Origin of the sequence: Paenibacillus sp. DCT19 (assembly GCF_003268635.1) — a bacterium.
In the GTDB taxonomy this organism is placed as follows: domain Bacteria; phylum Bacillota; class Bacilli; order Paenibacillales; family Paenibacillaceae; genus Paenibacillus.
In genome coordinates, this window is the sequence record NZ_CP029639.1 from 3,602,876 (window position 1) to 3,621,579 (window position 18,704).

General features: G+C 42.0%; 16 protein-coding genes, 2 pseudogenes and 1 riboswitch. Of the genes and pseudogenes, 7 read left to right on the forward strand and 11 right to left on the reverse strand.

Annotation, left to right across the window (positions count from 1 at the left end; all coding sequences use genetic code 11):
- Positions 1-100 precede the first annotated feature (100 nt).
- The 7 genes from DMB88_RS16455 to DMB88_RS16480 all read right to left on the reverse strand — a co-directional run bounded on the left by DMB88_RS16455 (position 101) and on the right by DMB88_RS16480 (position 7,997).
- The gene (locus tag DMB88_RS16455) at positions 101-1,672 is read right to left on the reverse strand and encodes a type 2 periplasmic-binding domain-containing protein (RefSeq protein ID WP_128102229.1); all 1,572 of its coding nucleotides are present in this window, start codon (positions 1,670-1,672) and stop codon (positions 101-103) included.
- Between the two features lie 62 nt (positions 1,673-1,734).
- Entirely contained in the window at positions 1,735-2,604 is an 870-nt protein-coding gene (locus DMB88_RS16460; RefSeq protein WP_128102230.1) for a carbohydrate ABC transporter permease, read from the reverse strand.
- A gap of 2 nt (positions 2,605-2,606) precedes the next feature.
- On the reverse strand, positions 2,607-3,512 hold the full coding sequence (locus DMB88_RS16465; RefSeq protein WP_128102231.1) for an ABC transporter permease: 906 nt from the start codon (positions 3,510-3,512) through the stop codon (positions 2,607-2,609).
- 152 nt (positions 3,513-3,664) lie between these two features.
- Entirely contained in the window at positions 3,665-5,248 is a 1,584-nt protein-coding gene (locus DMB88_RS16470; protein WP_128102232.1) for a response regulator, read from the reverse strand.
- Entirely contained in the window at positions 5,226-5,873 is a 648-nt protein-coding gene (locus DMB88_RS32080) for a sensor histidine kinase (protein WP_368028197.1), read from the reverse strand. The genes DMB88_RS16470 and DMB88_RS32080 overlap by 23 nt, the downstream gene beginning before the upstream one ends.
- The gene (locus DMB88_RS32085; RefSeq protein ID WP_368028198.1) at positions 5,870-7,075 is read right to left on the reverse strand and encodes a sensor histidine kinase; all 1,206 of its coding nucleotides are present in this window, start codon (positions 7,073-7,075) and stop codon (positions 5,870-5,872) included. Before DMB88_RS32085 ends, DMB88_RS32080 begins: the two co-directional genes overlap by 4 nt.
- Positions 7,076-7,718: 643 nt before the next feature.
- Positions 7,719-7,997, reverse strand: a complete 279-nt coding sequence (locus DMB88_RS16480) for a hypothetical protein (RefSeq protein WP_128102233.1) — start codon at positions 7,995-7,997, stop codon at positions 7,719-7,721.
- Between the two features lie 183 nt (positions 7,998-8,180).
- Here DMB88_RS16480 and DMB88_RS16485 point away from each other — a divergent pair, with 183 nt between their 5' ends.
- The 5 genes and pseudogenes from DMB88_RS16485 (at position 8,181) to DMB88_RS16505 (ending at position 10,493) form a co-directional block, all read left to right on the forward strand.
- A complete protein-coding gene (locus DMB88_RS16485; RefSeq protein WP_128102234.1) occupies positions 8,181-8,423 on the forward strand; it encodes a spore gernimation protein GerQ in 243 nt (80 codons plus the stop codon).
- An 11-nt stretch (positions 8,424-8,434) separates the two neighbouring features.
- A complete protein-coding gene (locus tag DMB88_RS16490; protein ID WP_095357838.1) occupies positions 8,435-8,821 on the forward strand; it encodes a spore coat protein in 387 nt (128 codons plus the stop codon).
- Positions 8,818-9,953 (forward strand): annotated as a pseudogene (locus DMB88_RS16495) (zinc-dependent alcohol dehydrogenase). Before DMB88_RS16490 ends, DMB88_RS16495 begins: the two are co-directional and overlap by 4 nt.
- A 31-nt stretch (positions 9,954-9,984) precedes the next feature.
- Positions 9,985-10,185: a hypothetical protein gene (locus DMB88_RS16500; RefSeq protein ID WP_128102235.1), complete on the forward strand. Its 201-nt coding sequence runs from the start codon at positions 9,985-9,987 to the stop codon at positions 10,183-10,185.
- 11 nt (positions 10,186-10,196) lie between these two features.
- Positions 10,197-10,493, forward strand: coding sequence for a spore coat protein (locus DMB88_RS16505; RefSeq protein WP_128102236.1), 297 nt, complete (start codon positions 10,197-10,199; stop codon positions 10,491-10,493).
- Between the two features lie 163 nt (positions 10,494-10,656).
- Here the strand turns inward: DMB88_RS16505 and DMB88_RS16510 are convergent.
- A pseudogene (locus tag DMB88_RS16510) lies at positions 10,657-11,543 on the reverse strand (LysR family transcriptional regulator).
- 117 nt (positions 11,544-11,660) lie between these two features.
- Here DMB88_RS16510 and DMB88_RS16515 point away from each other — a divergent pair.
- A complete protein-coding gene (locus DMB88_RS16515; RefSeq protein ID WP_128102237.1) occupies positions 11,661-13,049 on the forward strand; it encodes an MFS transporter in 1,389 nt (462 codons plus the stop codon).
- 213 nt (positions 13,050-13,262) lie between these two features.
- Here the strand turns inward: DMB88_RS16515 and DMB88_RS16520 are convergent, their stop codons facing one another.
- Positions 13,263-14,672, reverse strand: coding sequence for a glycoside hydrolase family 1 protein (locus tag DMB88_RS16520; protein WP_128102238.1), 1,410 nt, complete (start codon positions 14,670-14,672; stop codon positions 13,263-13,265).
- 17 nt (positions 14,673-14,689) lie between these two features.
- Positions 14,690-16,549: a glucose PTS transporter subunit IIA gene (locus DMB88_RS16525; protein WP_128102239.1), complete on the reverse strand. Its 1,860-nt coding sequence runs from the start codon at positions 16,547-16,549 to the stop codon at positions 14,690-14,692.
- Positions 16,550-16,761: 212 nt separating this feature from the next.
- On the opposite strand from DMB88_RS16525, the gene DMB88_RS16530 reads away from it, so the two are divergent.
- Positions 16,762-17,697, forward strand: coding sequence for a LysR family transcriptional regulator (locus DMB88_RS16530; RefSeq protein ID WP_128102240.1), 936 nt, complete (start codon positions 16,762-16,764; stop codon positions 17,695-17,697).
- Between the two features lie 333 nt (positions 17,698-18,030).
- Here DMB88_RS16530 and DMB88_RS16535 read toward each other — a convergent pair whose 3' ends face one another.
- Positions 18,031-18,459, reverse strand: coding sequence for an NUDIX hydrolase (locus tag DMB88_RS16535; RefSeq protein ID WP_128102241.1), 429 nt, complete (start codon positions 18,457-18,459; stop codon positions 18,031-18,033).
- A gap of 74 nt (positions 18,460-18,533) precedes the next feature.
- Positions 18,534-18,644, reverse strand: a riboswitch (TPP riboswitch).
- Positions 18,645-18,704 lie beyond the last annotated feature (60 nt).

The window sequence follows — 18,704 nt, forward strand, 5'->3', positions numbered from 1 at the left end:
CTGGCTTCTATTTCAAACCGTAGATTTGTACCTGCACGTCAGATCATATTAAAATTCGCCCGCCTTCAACAGAATGCGGGCGAATATCTTCGTTAATTCATTATTTCTGGACCTTGGCGTACCAATCTCTTGCGCGTTTGGTCACTTCTTCCCCGCCTGATCTGTTCCATTTATCTACAAACTCATCGAACTTGCTGATTGGGTACTGTCCCAGAATGATTTTCGTGGCGTATTCCACGTATAGCGTTCGATTATTAATGTCCGGGAAGCTGTCATACACGCTGGCTGGCATACCGTCACCGGCAATGACTTTCGCGTATTTCTGGGCTTCCTGCATATTACGGGTCACCTGGTCGATCGCCCATTGACTGTCTTCTGATGATGTGCTATTAAAGAGGTCTATCGTAAAATCAAGCGTCGCCAAAGTCGAATACGGATTCAAAAGTTGATTTTCCTGACTGCTCTTGTCATCGGGAAGTTTAACGGCTTTGCCGTCTTTCATCTCATAGTGCATGCCTTCCACGCCCAGGAACAGATCCTTCCAGTTCTTTTTATCATACATATTGTTCAGCAGCTTCAGGGTAGCCATCAGCTTGTTCTCATCCTTGTTGTTCTTGATGACCCACTGCGGAGGTGCGAATCTCTTCATTGAGTAGAAACCTTCATATCCTTCAACTTTCGGTACAGGAAGCACGGTAAAGTTAGCCTTCACGCCTGTGTTCTTCTCCAAATTCTCCAAAATCATATTGCCGTGCTCGACCCAGTGAAAATAGTTTCCTACCTTGTCAGATTGAATTTTGCCATCCCACTTATCCTTCGTGTTCAAAAGTGACTCCTTGTCGATTAGACCTTCCTTATACAGCTTGGCCGCGAATTCCAGAGCTGCCCTCATATTCGGAGTCACTGCAGAATAAGTCAGCTCGCCGTCGTATATATCCCACTCCGGATAGCCTTCGAACATCGCTACCCCGTACATAGCAAACAAGTGGTCCATCCACCGTGCCTGCTCCCTGCCCCCGGTAGGAAGCTCATCCTTCTGGCCGTTGCCGTTAGGATCCTTATCCCGAAACGCTTCAAGTACCTTAACATATTCATCCTGCGTCTTCGGCATCGTCAGCCCCTGTTGATCGAGCCAATCCTGCCGGATCATGCCCGCGTATCTTCCGTATTCCACAACCCCAGGAATATAGTAGATTCTTCCCTGTCCTGTAGGATCATTTGCCTTGACTACATCCCACATCTCCTGCGGGATGGCTTCCCATACATTTGGCGCATATTTAGGCAGCAGGTCGGTCAGGTCGGCAATGGCACCATTTTTAGCCAAACTGTCTTCAATGCCCTGCTGAGGGATGAACAAGTCAGGCATTTCATTGGCGGCAATTTTCAGGTTCAGTTGGTTCAGATAGTTGGTGCCTCCGTTCCATTCCACATACGGATGAATTACACCTACACCAAGCTTCTCCTTATAAAACTCATACAACTGGCTACCCTTGGTAATCGGTTTATAACCGATGTTCGTTCCCCATACTTCGATATCGACTGTTCCATCCTCATTGGCCGAAGTCTGTCCAGCAGCGGAAGAATCGCCCGTTGAGCTTGAATTACAGCCGGTAATCGTGCTTATCGCAAGAACACCTGCAGCCATCATTAAACCCATTTTTTTTAGAATCATAGCTAATCCCCTTTCAATCATTTGATATTCTTATAGATTCTTCTGATCATTGAAAAACGAGATCAACCCTTCACAGAGCCAAGCATGGCTCCTTTGACAAAATACTTTTGCAGGAAGGGATACACAATGATGATCGGAATCATCGCAAAAATGACGGTTGCTGCTCTCAACGTCCGCTCATTATAATTCAGATCCACTGTTGAAGCAGCGCCTGCCATCATAACGCTATCGTCGGTGATAAACTGCCTGATCTTGATCTGCAGCGGAAACCAGTTGGTATCCTGTAGAAAAAATAACGGATGCTGAAATTGATTCCACAACACGACACCATAAAATAAGGCAAGGGTTGCCATTACAGCTTTGGACAAGGGAAGAACGAAATGGAACAGCATGCGGAAATAGCCGCAGCCTTCAAGAAAGGCTGCTTCCTCCAGTTCTTTGGGAAATTGTTTAAAGAAGGTTCTCATGATGATCAAATTAAATGGATTCAGAATATGCGGCAAGATCAAGACCAGTGGATTATCATAGAGTCCAATACTGCGAACCGTCAGGAAATACGGAACAATCGGCGCTTTGAAGATCATTGCAATAACAACACATAACATAATCACGGATCCCCATCGGAACTCTGATTTCGACAGTGGATACGCGAACAAGGCTGTCATCAGTAGAGCTAGTACTGTTCCAATCACGGTCGTACCTACTGTCAGAAAGAAGGATCTCCACAGATCCGGACGATCAATGATGTATTTCCATGAATCTAGCGTAAATTCCTTTGGCCATAGTGTCACCAGGTTCATGTCCACGACGCTTTTGGAACTAAATGAGGTGGAAATTACAGAAAGTAGCGGAATGATGGCTGCAATGGAAAACAGGATGAGAAAAATGGTAACTCCGGTAACAAATGCTCGCTCTCTTCTCGCTTCAACCATTTTTACCAAAGCCCCCCATCCGACACTTTTTTGGACAGTTTATTAAATACAAATACCAGGATAAAGCCAATGACCGACTGAAATAACCCGACCGCTGTTGCAAAACTATACTGCCCTTGCTGAATACCGGTTCGGAACACGTACGTATCCAAAATATCTCCCACACTGTATGTCATTGGGGTGAGCATATTAAATACCTGATCAAATCCGAGATCCAGGAAGTTTCCAATTTCGAGCAGGAAAAGCACAAGCACGGTTGGTAAGAGCAGCGGGAACGTGATGTGACGAATCTGCCTTAGTTTTGATGCCCCATCGATCATTGCTGATTCGTAGAGTTGCGGGTCAATCGCGCTAATTGCTGCCATATACACCACAGTTCCCCACCCGGCGTCTCTCCAGATGGACGAGATGGCATAGATGGGTCTGAAATAGTCACTCTCCTGCATAGCCAGCACAGGATCCAGCCCAAACCACCCGATAACGATATTGAACAATCCGCTTAAAGAAAAGAAATCGAACAATATCCCGCCAACGATAACCCAGGATAAAAAATGAGGGATATACAGTGCCGTTTGGATTCCTTTTTTTAACGCTGATTTGCGAATCTCGTTAATCATCAGAGCCAGTAATACAGGCACCGGAAAAACCAACACAAGTTTCAAAAATCCGAGCATTAGCGTGTTTCCAAATACCCTTGCAAAATCGGGATGTTCGATTAAAGTTTTAAAATGTTTGAGTCCTACCCACGGACTGTCACCGAACCCTTGAAATACCGAGTAATCCTTGAACGCAATGATTGCACCGCCCAGCGGGACAAATTTAAACACTACGAGAAAAACGATACCCGGAATAGCCATCACGTATAGTGGCCAATACACTTTCATTCGATGAAGAGCAAAAACCTTCAACTTATCCCCCCCCAGTATCCTCTAATGAATCCGCTTACATTTTAACTATACAGCCAGAATAATCCTCACTCAATTAGGCATTTTTAAGTTAAAACAAGTGTTTTTTAAGAAAATGAATGCCACTTCGTTATGAAGTGGCATCCCCTTGATTTTTATTGTTTTGCAAGACTTTTTCGATATTCCCTTGGTTTGAATCCAGTCCATTTTTCGAACATGCGTGCAAAATGCTGCGCATCCGAATAACCTACCTTATGGCAGATTTCATACACTTTCAAATCAGTCTGTTCAAGCAATTCCTTCGCTTTGCTGATCCGTATGTGGGTCAGAAAATTCAAATATGTTTCACCTGTTTTTTGTTTGAAATATTGGCTTAGGTAATACGGGTTCATATAAAAGCGAGCAGCTAATTCGGCTAGGCTGATAGGTTCATCATAATGGTCTGTGACATATTCCTTGATCTCTGAGATCATGTCCTTTTTTTTGGGAGTACGTTGTTCCAGCAAAAATCCAATGATTCCAACAATGACTTCCACCATCCATTGTTCCAGAGACGCTAGCGTTTTAAACCGTGAAATACCCTCCAAAGATAACAGCTGAAGACTTAATAACCTGTTCTGCTGAAGCTGCTGAAAAGATACTTTCCGAATGCTCAGCAAAAGGATATTCAAGCACTGCAGCTGGAGATCTGCAGGACTAAAACTTGTTTCAGTTTCTATTCTTCTAAAGATGCGGTGGATCATATCCACGCTTTCCTTTTCATTCATGTTATCGATGGCAACCTCCAGGTCTTCGATCATCTCCTCTGTAACCAGCTCGCTTTTCCCTGTCAGATTCGTGATCTGGGTAAACGAAATGACGGGCTCTGCACCCTTGATGACTTGATAGCTAAGGGCACCTCGCGCCTCCTCAAAGGATTGGCTAATACCACCAGGCCGATTCTGAACGCTGCCGATGCCAATCACGCTGGAGACGTTCAATTGTCTGAACAGAACATCATGAAGGCGCTGAACCGTGTCAACCATATCTCTGCTCTCCAAAGCTGCATCGTGCATCACAATCACCGCAATTTGTGCACCTGAATAGCGAAAGCGATACACATTACTGTACTGTCTGAAGACCAGATCAATCTGTCTAAATACAGGATCAAACCCGAGCTCTTTTAGACCGACTGCTTTACTGCGGATTTCAATCAGGATACACGTAAATTGCGTACCCTCCTTAGGCATGCATCCGATCCTTTGTAGCTCCTCTGTCATTTCGGTATCATCGTTACCCATATCCAGAATATCTCGCAAGCCATCTTCCTGGATGCGTTGATGTGATGCCAGTTTTAATGCATCCATTTCCTGGACCTTGTTTCGCTCTATGCGAATTGTATCCATGACCTGACAAACACAGTCACGCAATTCCTGTTCTTCAACCGGTTTATTGATGTAAAAATTCACACCAAGTTGCATGCCTTTTCGGGCATATTCAAAGTCCGCATATCCGCTTAACAAAATGAATCTGCTCTGAATGTCGACCTCTTTAAGCATTTGGATCATTTCCAGTCCTCCAGCCTGTGGCATACGAATATCAGTAATAACGATGTCTGGCTGCCATTTTTGAATCAGCTCGAAGCCTTCTCGTCCATTGTAAGCTGTTCCGACCACTTCACATTCTGGAATATAGCGATCTATCATTTTTTTGAGTCCTTCCAATATCCCTTTTTCGTCATCTATCAAAATAAGTTTCATTTCTCTCACCTTCCTTTTTAGCATCGAAACTTATATTCTCAAGCTTGACTATGCCGGGAATCCGAATTTCGATGGTCGTGCCCTTCTCGATGCCAGATAGCACTTTAATATAATATGAATCTCCATAATGGAGCTTAATTCGTTCTGCAATATTGATCAGTCCTAGACCGTTCTCTCCATGGTCATCTTGGTTTTCCAGACTGTATCGGTTTGAACCCGCCTGTTCCAGCAATGAATTCAGTTCCGTCCATTTCTCCGGCGACATTCCAGTTCCATTGTCCGAAATTCGGATCAGAATCTCACCGTTATCCGTCCAGCTCCCCTCAATCTTAATAATTAAGGCTTGACTGTATCCTGCAAAACCATAATTGATGCTATTTTCAACAATAGGCTGAAATACCAACGGAATGATGCTGCAATCCAGCATTTCATCCGGCATATTGACAGACAATGTGAACATATCATCGAACCGGATGTTTTGAAGCAGCAGATAGTTCCCTGTGTACTCCAGTTCATGCTTAATCGAGTGATGTCTCCCTTCTTTTCCAAGTGTTAACCGGAACATTCGAGCCAGAATTTTAATCATCCCTGCCGTATCCTCGTCATCTTTTACCAATGCCTTCATCCGAATGGATTCCAAGGTATTGTATAGCATATGGGGTTAATCTGATGTTGAAGAGCGAGGAACTTGGCTTGCCGCTGCTTGATTTCGGCCAGGTACACCTCTTCTATTAACGTTCTGATCGTAATAATCATTTTGTTATAGCTGTATACCAGACTTCCAATTTCATCACTGGTCTGTTCTTTCTCTATGGGAAGATATTGGCCTACCTCAGCCTGCTTCATGCTTCTTCGAAGTGCCTTGATGGGTCTTGTAATTGTATAACTGAGCCACAGCGAGATCAGGAAAATAATCAGGCAACTTGTCATGATCACAATCATAGTAAGACCTTTTATCTGATTGATTTTTTGCAGCAATTTGGCGCGGGGTATCTCGGTTTTAATGAATAATTCCCCTTGGGTCGTGTGTTCCGATAAAATAATCCGATCTTCATTTCCGCTGTCTCCCGAAGGCTCGAATTCGGAATGGAGCACCTGCTCCCATGTAATCCGGCCACTGGCAGCTTCGGAATGATAAACTATCTCTCTACGATCATTGCTTATAATCACGCTAATGCCATATTTATCACGGGCCTGCAAAAACTCATGCTCAAGCTGAAGCAGCGTAAAGGGATCGAGATCGATTAGAAGTATGCCGGCATATGCTCCTTTCGAATTAAAGAGTACTCTTCCCACGGTCACAACGGCGCCTGCACCCTTATCCTCGTAATAAGAACGATCGTGCAGACCGCTAATAAAAAAGGTCTGATCCGAATTGCGGAGCTGCTTATACCAATTCTGGGATAACAGTCTGCTCTCATCGACTCGACTGGTCGTAGTCGTGTATTGGTACACGCTATTATCGCGGCTGATCAGCATTACGGTGCTGATTTCGGATTTGAGCAATGACACCCTCATAAGAAGTTGCTGAACGGCCACCCGCTGGTTAACCTCCTCGTTCATGGGTATGCTTGACCCTTCTCCAAGTCTGTAGATTAATTCGTTTTCCACTAATACTGACTTCGTAATCTTGTCATATTCCTTGATAAATTCATTCAAAGAGGACTTGATCTGGGATGTATACAAGGAGGCAAATTCTTGTGAGGATTCTTCCAGCCCGTTGGCTGATTGATGAAATATGAATACGCTTACAATTAATAATGGAATGATACAGGCTAGAAGATAACTCAACATCAATTTGTTTTGAAACCTCAACTTTTTTATCATGGGCATCCCTTCCTTCGGTGCTCATCTAAATCTACTTTCCGTCCATAATTGGGTTAACTTTAACGCTCCGACCCCTATCTTGTAAAGGGATTTTTCTGCCTCCAAGCATAGTTTACAGCAGAATGAGGCCATGGATCATGCTCAACATGTATTGTCTTTAAAATGACTATGTATTACCTTAAAAACAACCTGTTGATAGCGAAAATGATATATTCTTTTTGCACCGAGTCCCCAAAGAAGAAGAACTCTATATCCGCTAGTCCCCTAATAATAAGCATTAAACCTAGAATGGCAAAGCTGCACAACGGGTTAAGACTCTTACTTTTACAAAACGATGTACCCCCCCTCCAGTAAATCGGCTAAACTTCGTATCGGCGTGTCAAGCTTCATTTGTCGCTTCAAACAGCTTAATGATATGACTCCAGGTGACTATCGAAATCGTGCCAGAATTTTTGAAATTGTCCGATACATCTAAAAATACAAAAACTTCGGCTTACGCCGAAGTATGTCGACAGTAACGATATGCTTTCTAAAAAATGCTTCCTCTGATCGTCAACGCAGGGTAATTCCCCATGCAGAGAGTATCGGCATAAATTCGGATAAGAAGGAAAACTCTGCCGTGCTTATCAGTACCACAACCATTTTATTGTTGGTTCGGCAGACGTAATGCGTTTGCTGAAGTTTGCGCTTGATCTAAAAATCCCTCTGCTCGGGTCAACTGCTGCCGTGCCTTCTCCAACGCTTGTGAATCTGTTGCATTAGATTCATTTAACGAGCTTATTGCTTGATTTAAAGCCGTCTGCACTTCAGAAACGGCGTTAGATGCATGCTGCTCCAGTGCATTTCCATTCGAGTTAAGGGCACCTTCTGCCGGTTTTCTTGCATTTTCGGTGGCTAGATCAATTTTGTTTTTATTGGGCACAGTGAGTCCTCCTCCCTATTTCAAATCATCTAAAACAGAAATAAGTATCGGATTAAGATTTTGTTTATATTCCTGCAATGGTATGGGAATATTCGGATCTTCCTCTTCCGCAATCCATTTTAGTATAAGATCCAATTCGTTGGAAAATCTAACGTTAATGAAAAAGGAGGTGATCATTTCTCCATGAACAAGCCAACACTAGCGCCGCACGAGTCGATGGAACTGCATGAAGCTTTAAACTTTAAAACGCTATGCATCGCTAAGTCAAAACTGATGCAAGGCCTGGTTTTTGATCAAGAACTAAAAGCTTTAATGCAAAAAGACGTCATTCAGTCCATACAACAGATCGCTGAACTGCAAGCCATTTACGCGAAAGCTCCTTTCCAAGCACCTGTTCCGAGTAGTCCGACACCTATAACACATTAAGGGGAGCTCAAATGAATACCGATTATTTAGACCCGATTAACTCATTAAATATGCCGGAAATGGCAGACATGACTTTTGCTATGGACTTCCTTATTCGTGCCAAGGAAGGTGTGCGTAATTTGTCCATCGCCCTGACGGAAACGGCTTCACCAGATGTAAGAGCCCTGCTGCACACTCAGCTTAAACAAGGGATTGCTATGCACCAGGAAATCTCGGAGCTCATGATTCGCAAAAAGTGGTTCCATCCTTACGAGCTGAATGAACAGTACCAACTTGACCAGCTATCGGCGAATAATACGGTGATGATTGGGCAGATGAATCTGTTCCCAGGAGATACGTCGCGTAAAGGGATGTTTGATCGGACCCCAGATGAACATATTGGAGGACATAAAGCATGAAGGCGGTAACGTATCAAGGGGTTAAAAATGTCGTGGTCAAAGAGGTTCCGGATGCGAAAATTGAGAAACCGGACGATATGATCGTAAAGATCACCAGTACCGCCATTTGCGGTTCTGACCTTCATCTTTTTCACGGGATGATCCCTAACCTTCAGGAGAATTATGTCATCGGACATGAGCCGATGGGGATCGTAGAAGAAGTAGGCCCTGGCGTGACAAACCTAAAAAAAGGCGACCGTGTAATCATCCCGTTTAACATCGCATGTGGAGAATGCTTTTTTGCAAAAATCAGTTGGAAAGCCAATGTGACAATTCCAACGAGAACGGAGATATGGGCGCATATTTCGGCTACTCGGGAACGACCGGCGGATATTCTGGCGGGCAAGCTGAGTATTTACGGGTTCCGTTTGCCAATTTCACCCACTTTAAAATTCCTGAAAACTGTGAACAACCGGACGAAAAGCTAAGCTTGATCGCTGATGCCATGACCACGGCTTTCTGGAGCGTAGATAATGCCGGCGTAAAAAATGGAGATACGGTCATCGTTCTCGGATGCGGCCCAGTCGGACTCCTGGCTCAGAAATTCTGCTGGCTGAAAGGAGCAAAGCGGGTCATAGCCGTTGACTATGTCGATTACCGCTTGCAGCATGCGAAACGAACGAACAACGTCGAAATCGTAAACTTCGAACAAGATAAGAACATTGGCAATACGCTCAAGGAAATGACCAAAGGCGGCGCCGATGTTGTGATTGATGCAGTAGGAATGGACGGCAAAATGAGTGATCTTGAATATTTAGCCAGCGGTTTGAAACTGCAAGGTGGCACCATGAGCGCTTTTATCATTGCATCTCAGGCTGTCCGCAAAGGCGGAACCATTCAAGTTACTGGGGTATATGGCGGGCGCTATAACGGATTCCCACTCGGTGACATCATGCAGCGAAACGTGAATATCCGTTCCGGACAAGCTCCGGTCATTCACTACATGCCATATATGTACGAGTTGGTTACGTCTGGCAAGGTGGACCCTGGCGACATTGTTACGCACGTCATTCCGCTCAGCGATGCCAAGCGGGGCTATGAAGTGTTCGATACAAAAACGGACAATTGTATCAAAGTCATCTTAAAGCCTTAAATATGGGTAGATACATGGGAGGACAATTCGAATGAATTCTAAATACGCATTGCATGAGGTGCTCGAGGTGCATGAAATTGCTACGTTCAAAACGGTTTGCTTGACTAAATCCCAGACCATGCAAGCTCTGGTAACCGATCCGGAACTCATGCAAATTTTGCAACAAGATGTGACATTATCACAACAGCAGCTTCAGGAGCTCAGTGAAGTGCTGTCTAAAGCGACTGTATAGGAGATAAAATAATGAACCCAATATTAGAACATATGTCAGGCCTTCATACGCTTACTGATGACGTGATTGCAATGGATTTGTTGATAAACGCCAAAAGCGGAGTCAGAAATTACGCCATGGCTGTGACCGAATGTGCCACTCCAGAAATCAAGCGAATTTTGATGAAACAGCTCGATGAAGCTATAGACTCTCATGAAAAGATATCACATTACATGGTACAGCATGGCTTGTACCATCCATATCATATTCCAGAGCAAATCCAGCTCGATCTGAAAAACATTCAAACTGCTATGAACATTCTGTCCTGATACCGATTAACCATTACGGGGAATTTTCGGAGTGCAAAATGTACCTATGTCCATAATCCAGCAATGAAACAAGGGCGAATGCACTCCGCCCTTGTTTCTGCTGCGTCACGAAACATATTTAAACAAGCATTTACATCCTTTTTTCCCTTTAACTATCGGATAATTAAATGGTCTGTTTGGATATCGTTCCGAAATATTCTATAACTACCTCACGGAATTCGAGAGCAGCCCGCGAAATGTACCGACTCTTGTGCCATAGCAAAGCGATCTCCCGCACCAACTCATGATTCTCTACTTTGAGATATTTGATATGTTCCCCAGAATATCTTGCCGTACTTGGTATAAAGGCTATGCCAATTCCCGCTTCTACTAGAGAACTTAGCCTTGCAGGTTCATCACCTTCATACACATATGTAGGTATAAATCCAACCGATTTGCATATAGAATCCACCAGATCACGAGTACCGTAGCCTCTTTTTACACCAACAAAACTTTCATCTCTTAACTCAGTCAAAGATATGCTGTTTCGGTCAGCAAGCCAATGCCCTTTGGGAACAGCTACAAGAATGGGGTCTATGAACATGATTTGACATTCAATGTCTTCCCCCTTATAGGAGGTGAGGACAAGCAAAAATCAACCTCTCCTCTATGAAGAAGCGTAACCATTTCCTGTGTGGTGAGCATTTGCACATGAAATTGGATATCGGGTCGCTTGTTTCGAAACTCTCGAAGGATCTGAGGCAATGTGCTTGCGGTGGTCACCGCCAATTCGAGTGTGTCATGTTCTGGACTGGACAAATCGCTAATCTCATGCTTCCCCTGCTCCAATTCAAACAATGCTCTTTCTGCACGGCGATAGAATCTGCTTCCAAACTCATTCAATCGCAGTTTCCTCCCTATTCGATCGAATAACGGGACTCCCAAATCTTCTTCTAAACGCCCAATTGTTTTGCTTAGTGATGATTGAGTGACATGCAGACTTCGTGCTGCTTCTGTCATATGTTCCACACGAGCTACTTCGAGAAAATATTTCAGTTGAAGAAGTTCTATTTTACAACCCTCCACTCATTCCTTTGAGTCAATGAAATCATAACATAAAATGCATTGGAATAAATAAATGATTTCAAGTACGATGATGACACTAACATACAGATCAGGGGGATTGAAATGAGTATTCGCAATAGGTGGTTGATGATCTCCGTTGGACTAGGAATTCTATTGAACCCCTTAAATTCTTCAATGATTTCAGTTGCAATTCCAAGGCTGCAAAATGAGTTCCAACTCGATTTCACCGTGGTATCATGGATTATTTTTTCTTTCTACATTGCGAGCGCTATCGCTCAACCTATCATGGGAAAAGCTAGCGATTTATTCGGACGGAGGAGGATATTTCTTACGGGACTTGTTGTATCCTTCGTTGCATCATTATTAGCTCCACTATCTTCAAACTTTGGGTGGCTCATCGTATTCCGCATTGTACAATCCATCGGAACAAGCATGATGGTTGCGGTTGGAATGGCCATTGTGCGAATACATATTACGGAGAAACAAGCGACTGCACTGTCATTTCTGAGCATATTCCTATCCGGAGCGGCAGCGATTGGCCCCTTTATTGGTGGAGTCATCATTCACTGGTGGGGCTGGCCTGCTATCTTTTTGGTTAATATTCCGTTCGTAGTGACAAGCTTTTTATTAGCTTGGAGGCATATTCCTAAGGATATTCCGACTACGACATCCGTTGCTCACAACATGTCCTTACGCAAATGGTCTGATTTGATTGATGCGCCAGGAGTTCTCCTATTTACCATGGGTCTGGTTGCTCTACTCGTTGGATTATTGTCCACAAAATCGTCTGGTCAAATTTCATTAAACAACGTTATTGTGGGGCTAATTGGCTTCGTTGGACTGGGAGCTTTCGTGCGACATGAGTTAAAAGCGAAAGCACCTTTTATTCCTATACGCACATTCGTTAAATATCCTGCAATGACTTGGGTCAATGTCGAATTCTTGCTCTTTAACTTGCTTTTTTACTCTCTCTTTTTTGGACTTCCGTCCTATTTGCAAATCGTTCGTCATATCAGCGAGTTCCATACAGGGATGCTCATGCTAAGCTTAGGCTTGTGCTCGCTCGTTACTTCTCCAATGGCAGGACGATGGATCGATAAATCAGGTCCCAGGCCAGCATTGCTTATGTCCGGAATGCTTATGACATTTGGATCCGTGTGGATCGTAACACTGGATCAAACTTCACCAGTTATCAGTGTGTGTCTGGCTTTAGCTGCATTCGGTATTAGCAATGGGTTGAACAGTGTCGCTATGCAAGCGGCCTTATTCAAAAGTTCACCAAAAGAAATTATAGGTGTAGCATCTGGAATATTTAATACCTCCAGATACCTGGGAACCATTCTCTCTTCTATACTGATTAGCAGTGTAATGGGAGATAACTTCAGCTTCGAAGGATTTCGAGTACTTGGGATTATCCTCACGTTAATTGCATTGTCATTGGTATTCATAAATTGGCGGCGCAAGGAGAAAGGGCAGTTGCATGGATCCTAGTTATCTGACAGATGTAAATTAATCCTGACTGAACTGTGGGACAATTCTTTATTAAAGCTCCTCCGTTTTTGTGATCAATGTTTAGATATACATCTAATCGGAATTCGGACTATGTTCTTGTCCCTCGACAGATCAACCCCCTTTTTCATCCCTTTTCATTTCCAATAAAACATAAAGCCGATCAGATTGATCGGCTCCATTTGAATTAGTATGTTAAAGACTTTCTCCATTTGTTTTTATTACATTTTGATAGTAGTAGAATGAATCCTTTTTGGTTCGGTTTAAGGTTCCGTTACCTTCTCTGTCTAGGTCTACATGAATGAACCCGTAACGCTTTTCAATATCAAAAGTGCCCGCAGAAATAATATCAATTGGCCCCCAGTAAGTGTACCCCATGATGGATACACCATCTTTAATCGCTTCCTTCAGCGCAATAAGGTGTTGCCTCAAATAATCGATGCGATACTCATCATGGATCTTTCCATCAATTATTTCATCTTTGGCACCCATGCCATTTTCAACAGGAATCAAAGGCACTTGATAGCGATCCCATAATTCATTCAAAGTAAACCGGAATCCAAGAGGATCTATTTGCCATCCGAAGTCACTTGTTTCGAGATATGGGTTCGGCGTGCCAATATCTCCTCCAGTATCGCCGAAATAAGGTTGTCCTTTCTCATGTGTGGTCGTTCTGTAGTAACTGAAAGCCAAGAAATCGTTCGTGTAGGATTTCATGAGTTCTAGGTCCTCATCGTGCATTTCGATATGACAATCATTCTCTTTCCAAAGACGATAAACATATGTTGGATAATATCCTCTTAACATGACATCGGGAAAGAACAAAGCTCTTCTTCGAATGTCCTGCGTTTCAAATACAGCGACCGGATCGCACGTATGTGGATAGATATTACTCAGTGACATCATACAACCAATTTGTGCATTTGGGATGATTGCACGACACAGTTTAATCGCCTTTGCATTTGCCACAAACATATGATGACTGGCTTGATAGATCGCTTGCATGCGATTCTCATTTTCTTTATAGATGATTCCACCCACATAAAATGGATTTCTTCTCATATTGTTAAGTTCATTGAATGTCATCCAGTATTTCACTTTGTTTTTATATCGATTAAAGATGACTTCACAGTACCGCTCGTAAAAATCAATTAATTTTCGATTTCTCCAGCTGTCATATTTCTCTACGAGATTATATGGCGTTTCATAGTGTGAAATGGTAACGAGTGGTTCAATTCCATATTTCAACAGCTCATCGAACAGTTCATCGTAAAACTGCAATCCCTTTTCGTTTGGCTGGTCGTCATCGCCATTAGGAAATATTCTGGTCCAGTTGATAGATGTTCTGAAAATTTTAAAACCCATTTCTGCAAACAGTTTAATATCTTCCTTGAATCGATGATAAAAATCAATTCCTTTTTCCAGCGGATGATATTCTCCTTGTTTTGGTACACTGAAAGATCCTACGTCAGATAATCCTTTCAAAAAGCAACTGGCCAAGTCCAAGCCCTTGCCATCTACCCATCCACCTTCTGCCTGATTGGCAGCAATCGCTCCCCCCCACAAAAAGTTCTCAGGAAATTGATCTTTATACGTGTTGTTCATGTTGTGCACTCTCCCCATTATTTAATCTCGGCTACTGGGTTTTGCCCATTTAGCACTTCTCCGTATCCCAACAACTGAATTTCTTTCTCTTTCGGATCTGTAAAAATGAGTAATACCGACAAATCCAAGTTGGTTGTTTTCAAATAGTCCAAATCAAGTGTGACAAGTTCTTCTCCAGCTTGTATACGTTGGCCCTGCTGGACCTTTATGTTAAAGCCCTTGCCCTTCAGAGACACGGTATTGATTCCGATATGAATCAGGATTTCAACTCCGTCATCCCTTGTTATTCCATAGGCATGACCTCCTTTAAATACTGTTGTCAATACGCCACTACAAGGTGAAACGACGACGTTATCTTTTGCAGTAAAGGCAATTCCTTCTCCCATTGCTTTTGTAGAGAAAACTTCGTCTTTCACTTCCGACAACGGGAATGAAACACCATCGACAATGGAGACTATTTGTGTTTCAGACTCGCTAACCCGTGGGGTGGACGTAACATTATTTTGCTGTTTCAGCTGCTCACCTTCATCGATACCTAAGATGAATGCCACAATAGCCGAAACAACGATTGCCACGATACAGGCTATAAGCATAGTGATCAGCGTTTCTTGGAAAATTGGCATTGCTAAAATGGTTGTTTTACCCATGATGTATGCTCGTGCTCCAAATAAACCTGCAACAATACCACCCACAGCCCCACCAGCCATGACTCCAATAAGCGGTTTTTTGTATTTCAAAGCAATACCGTAAATAGCTGGTTCTGTAATTCCTGCAAAAATAGATCCAAATCCAATTGCCAAAGCCTCTGAACGCAGAGTTTTGCTCTTAGCACGGAGACCTACCCCGATAGCAGCCCCTCCTTCTGCCATTGCATGAAGAATCAACGCCGGTTTGAAATACGGATCATACCCTGGATTCGCGAAACTCTGTACCATAAAAGGAGCAATTACAGTATGTGTACCAGTCATTACCAAGAACGGCAAGAGGGCCGCTAACAAACCAACAACAACAGGACCAATAGTTCCTTGTGTCCATAAAAATCCACCAACAACAATGTTGCCAATCAAGTTACCGAAAGGTCCAAACACAACAAAAGTTAAAATAGACGCTGTTAAAACCGTCAACATACCAACCAAAACCGATTTTAAAATACCTGGAATAATCTTGTTGAAAAATTTTTCAAGATAATAAACAGCTACAGTAGAAAGTAACGCAGGAATCATAGTGCTTGAATATTTGATCAGTAAAACAGGCAAACCAAAGATATGAGTTGTTCCTCCATTTTCCACCAATGCTACAAACCCGGGATATACTAATACACAAGCAACAAAAATGGCATAAATCGGATTTGAACCAAGTTTTCTTGAAGCCCCGTATGCTACAAAAATAGGCATAAAGTAAAACGGAACATCAGCTAGAAAATTGATTAATGAATAGGACTCAGTTTTGTCGAATGAAGGTAAAATCATTACGATGATCATAAGCATAAGCTTCAGCATTCCACCTGCAATCAACCCGGTAATCATCGGGCTCACGGAACCTGCAATGAAATTTATCAGATCAAGAAGAAGGCTTTTAATCGTTCTTGGCTTCTTCTCTTTTTCTGGCATAGAGCCGCCTTCCTCACCAGAAAAGCGGTATTTTTTCATGATCATGTCATAAGCAGGTAACAAATTCTTACCCATGATGACTTGAAGTTGCCCGGCACCGAATACTGCCGAAATCACACCGTCAATCGATTTGAGTCCTTCCAGATCAGGTTTCTTCTCATCTTTCACGATAAAACGTAGACGGGTCATACAATGTGATAAAGAAACAATATTCTCTTCTCCACCACTTTTTTGAACGATTTCATCTGTGATTTTTTTGAAATCCATAAAGGTTCCCCTTTTCGTATAATCCATGATGTTTAAAATGCATGTTAATTAAGCAAAACCAATAAAGCAATTGGTATAAAATTTAAATATAATCATCAGGCCCTGTCTGATTACGCTTTCATTATAAAAGTCCTATAGAAGATTGTAAAACCGATATTTGTAATATAAAATATCGATTAATTGGATATTTAATTCAAAGGGGAAATTGATTTATGAATCATGAGGAAATTGAAACTTTTCTAGCTGTCGTCGAACATGGAAGCATTCTGAGAGGATCTCAGTCCCTGTATATCAGTCAAAGTACTGCAACAAACAGAATTCAACAGTTGGAGGGTAAATTAGGAACAAAGCTTTTTTATCGACAGAAAGGAATCAAGTCACTTACTTTAACTCCCCAAGGGCAAAACTTCTTATCCATTGCAAAACAATGGTCTGTTCTTTGGCAGGAAGCACAAAATCTGAATAGTTTTGAAAACTATACTGAATTACGAGTTAGTGCAGTAGATATGATCAACAGCTTTATGTTCGTTGAAGTTTATAAAAAGATGATGAAGAATCATGACCATATTGTTTTAAACATACAAACTAATCATTCAAGCAAAATACACCCTATGGTTGATAAACAAATTTGTGATATCGGTATTGTGTCAGGTCTCTATAATTATCCAAGTGTTAAATTTGTCCCTTTGTATCAAGAGGATATGGTATTGGTGTATAACCAATATTCTTTATACGCTCAAACCCTTGATAATAGAGACCTGAAATCAGAAGACGAAATTTACTTAACTTGGTCAGAAAAATTCACTCTTTGGCATAACCGTTATTTTCCATACTCAAAAAGAAAAAAGATCATTTTAGGCACTGCATCAATGCTGTTAAGTTATTTTGACGAAGTAAATAATTGGTCCATTATTCCCATGAGTCTCGCAAATAAACTCATGAAATTAAATCCATCTATCACGTATTCTTTGTTTGATAACCCTCCGCCACAGAGAATGATTTATCTCCTCATCAATCAATATTTGAAACCGGATATTCAAGAGGCGATTCAAATTTTTGTTGATGAAATCGTTAGTGAACTGGAGCAAAACGAAGGTTTAACTGTACTTATCAAAAATTATGAAAAGGTTCAGAACCTAATTAATTAATTTGTTTAATATAAGTTGAATTAACATCTAAATCCGATAACAAATACAACACTGATTATGTTCACCGAATTAATTATCAATATGTCAGTGCAGTGACTCCAGTCATCCTACTTGAGGTACATAGTACTATCTCTGAAAGATGACATCTTATTGCACAACAGCCGATCATGTTATTTTTGCAACTTTCATGTTTTTTGAACTAACCTGCCTGTTAATTTATTGAATTAGCGCTACGTTCCTGCCCGTTAGTTGAACAAAAGCAGCAGATCGAGTTGATCCGCTGCTTTCTTTGTAGTATTGAACTATCGTTTCCCGTTAGCTTAACTCGTTTAGTTAGAATTTCCCTTCATCAATGTATGATACGTGAACGTTGTTTCTTACTATCTCGCTAAGTCCATTCTGATGATAGTAAGGCATCAAACTATCGGCCTGTTCAACATCGATCCACGATATTTTCATTATTTCATCTGGCCTATTAATTTTTTCCTTTCCGCCTATTATCGAGGATCTAAACGTAACATAAACAATGTGCTCTGATTCCTTTTCAACTTGATATTCATTTAATGCAACTACACCTATTAATCTTATGTCTAGTCCAGTCTCTTCTTTAGCCTCCCTAATGGCCGCTTCTTCAAACGTTTCATTTTTTTCCACTGCTCCTCCAGGAAGTGTCCATCGGCCTCCATCTCTATTTTGAACCATTAAGATTTTAGTGTTTGTTTGATCAGTGATTAAGGCATATGCTACATCGATTCTTTTCAAAATACCGATCTCCTTTCAAATAAATAAAAACGCTGTACCTGCAGGAGCAAGTACAGCGCACGTTAACATGACAAATAAGCGCAAAATGTGCTTCCCTACGATGGCATTACCCAACAGGTATTTTCGGTCTACGACGGTTTAGTCGTACTCTCAGCCTGATCCCACAAGCTCCCGCATATATTTTATTTTACATTAAATGAGTTTACTACAACTCGATGAAGATAATCAACGAATGCTACGCTAAC

What these genes read in the sequence shown, in the direction of transcription:
- DMB88_RS16460 (WP_128102230.1), bottom strand. Translation starts at nt 2,604, where the DNA reads ATGGTTGAAGCGAGAAGAGAGCGAGCATTTGTTACCGGAGTTACCATT.
- DMB88_RS16515 (WP_128102237.1), top strand. Translation starts at nt 11,661, where the DNA reads ATGAGTATTCGCAATAGGTGGTTGATGATCTCCGTTGGACTAGGAATT.
- DMB88_RS16500 (WP_128102235.1), top strand. Translation starts at nt 9,985, where the DNA reads ATGAATTCTAAATACGCATTGCATGAGGTGCTCGAGGTGCATGAAATT.
- DMB88_RS16470 (WP_128102232.1), bottom strand. Translation starts at nt 5,248, where the DNA reads ATGAAACTTATTTTGATAGATGACGAAAAAGGGATATTGGAAGGACTC.
- DMB88_RS16525 (WP_128102239.1), bottom strand. Translation starts at nt 16,549, where the DNA reads ATGGATTTCAAAAAAATCACAGATGAAATCGTTCAAAAAAGTGGTGGA.
- DMB88_RS16490 (WP_095357838.1), top strand. Translation starts at nt 8,435, where the DNA reads ATGAATACCGATTATTTAGACCCGATTAACTCATTAAATATGCCGGAA.
- DMB88_RS16455 (WP_128102229.1), bottom strand. Translation starts at nt 1,672, where the DNA reads ATGATTCTAAAAAAAATGGGTTTAATGATGGCTGCAGGTGTTCTTGCG.
- DMB88_RS16505 (WP_128102236.1), top strand. Translation starts at nt 10,197, where the DNA reads ATGAACCCAATATTAGAACATATGTCAGGCCTTCATACGCTTACTGAT.
- DMB88_RS16530 (WP_128102240.1), top strand. Translation starts at nt 16,762, where the DNA reads ATGAATCATGAGGAAATTGAAACTTTTCTAGCTGTCGTCGAACATGGA.
- DMB88_RS16520 (WP_128102238.1), bottom strand. Translation starts at nt 14,672, where the DNA reads ATGAACAACACGTATAAAGATCAATTTCCTGAGAACTTTTTGTGGGGG.
- DMB88_RS32080 (WP_368028197.1), bottom strand. Translation starts at nt 5,873, where the DNA reads ATGAAGGCATTGGTAAAAGATGACGAGGATACGGCAGGGATGATTAAA.
- DMB88_RS32085 (WP_368028198.1), bottom strand. Translation starts at nt 7,075, where the DNA reads ATGATAAAAAAGTTGAGGTTTCAAAACAAATTGATGTTGAGTTATCTT.
- DMB88_RS16485 (WP_128102234.1), top strand. Translation starts at nt 8,181, where the DNA reads ATGAACAAGCCAACACTAGCGCCGCACGAGTCGATGGAACTGCATGAA.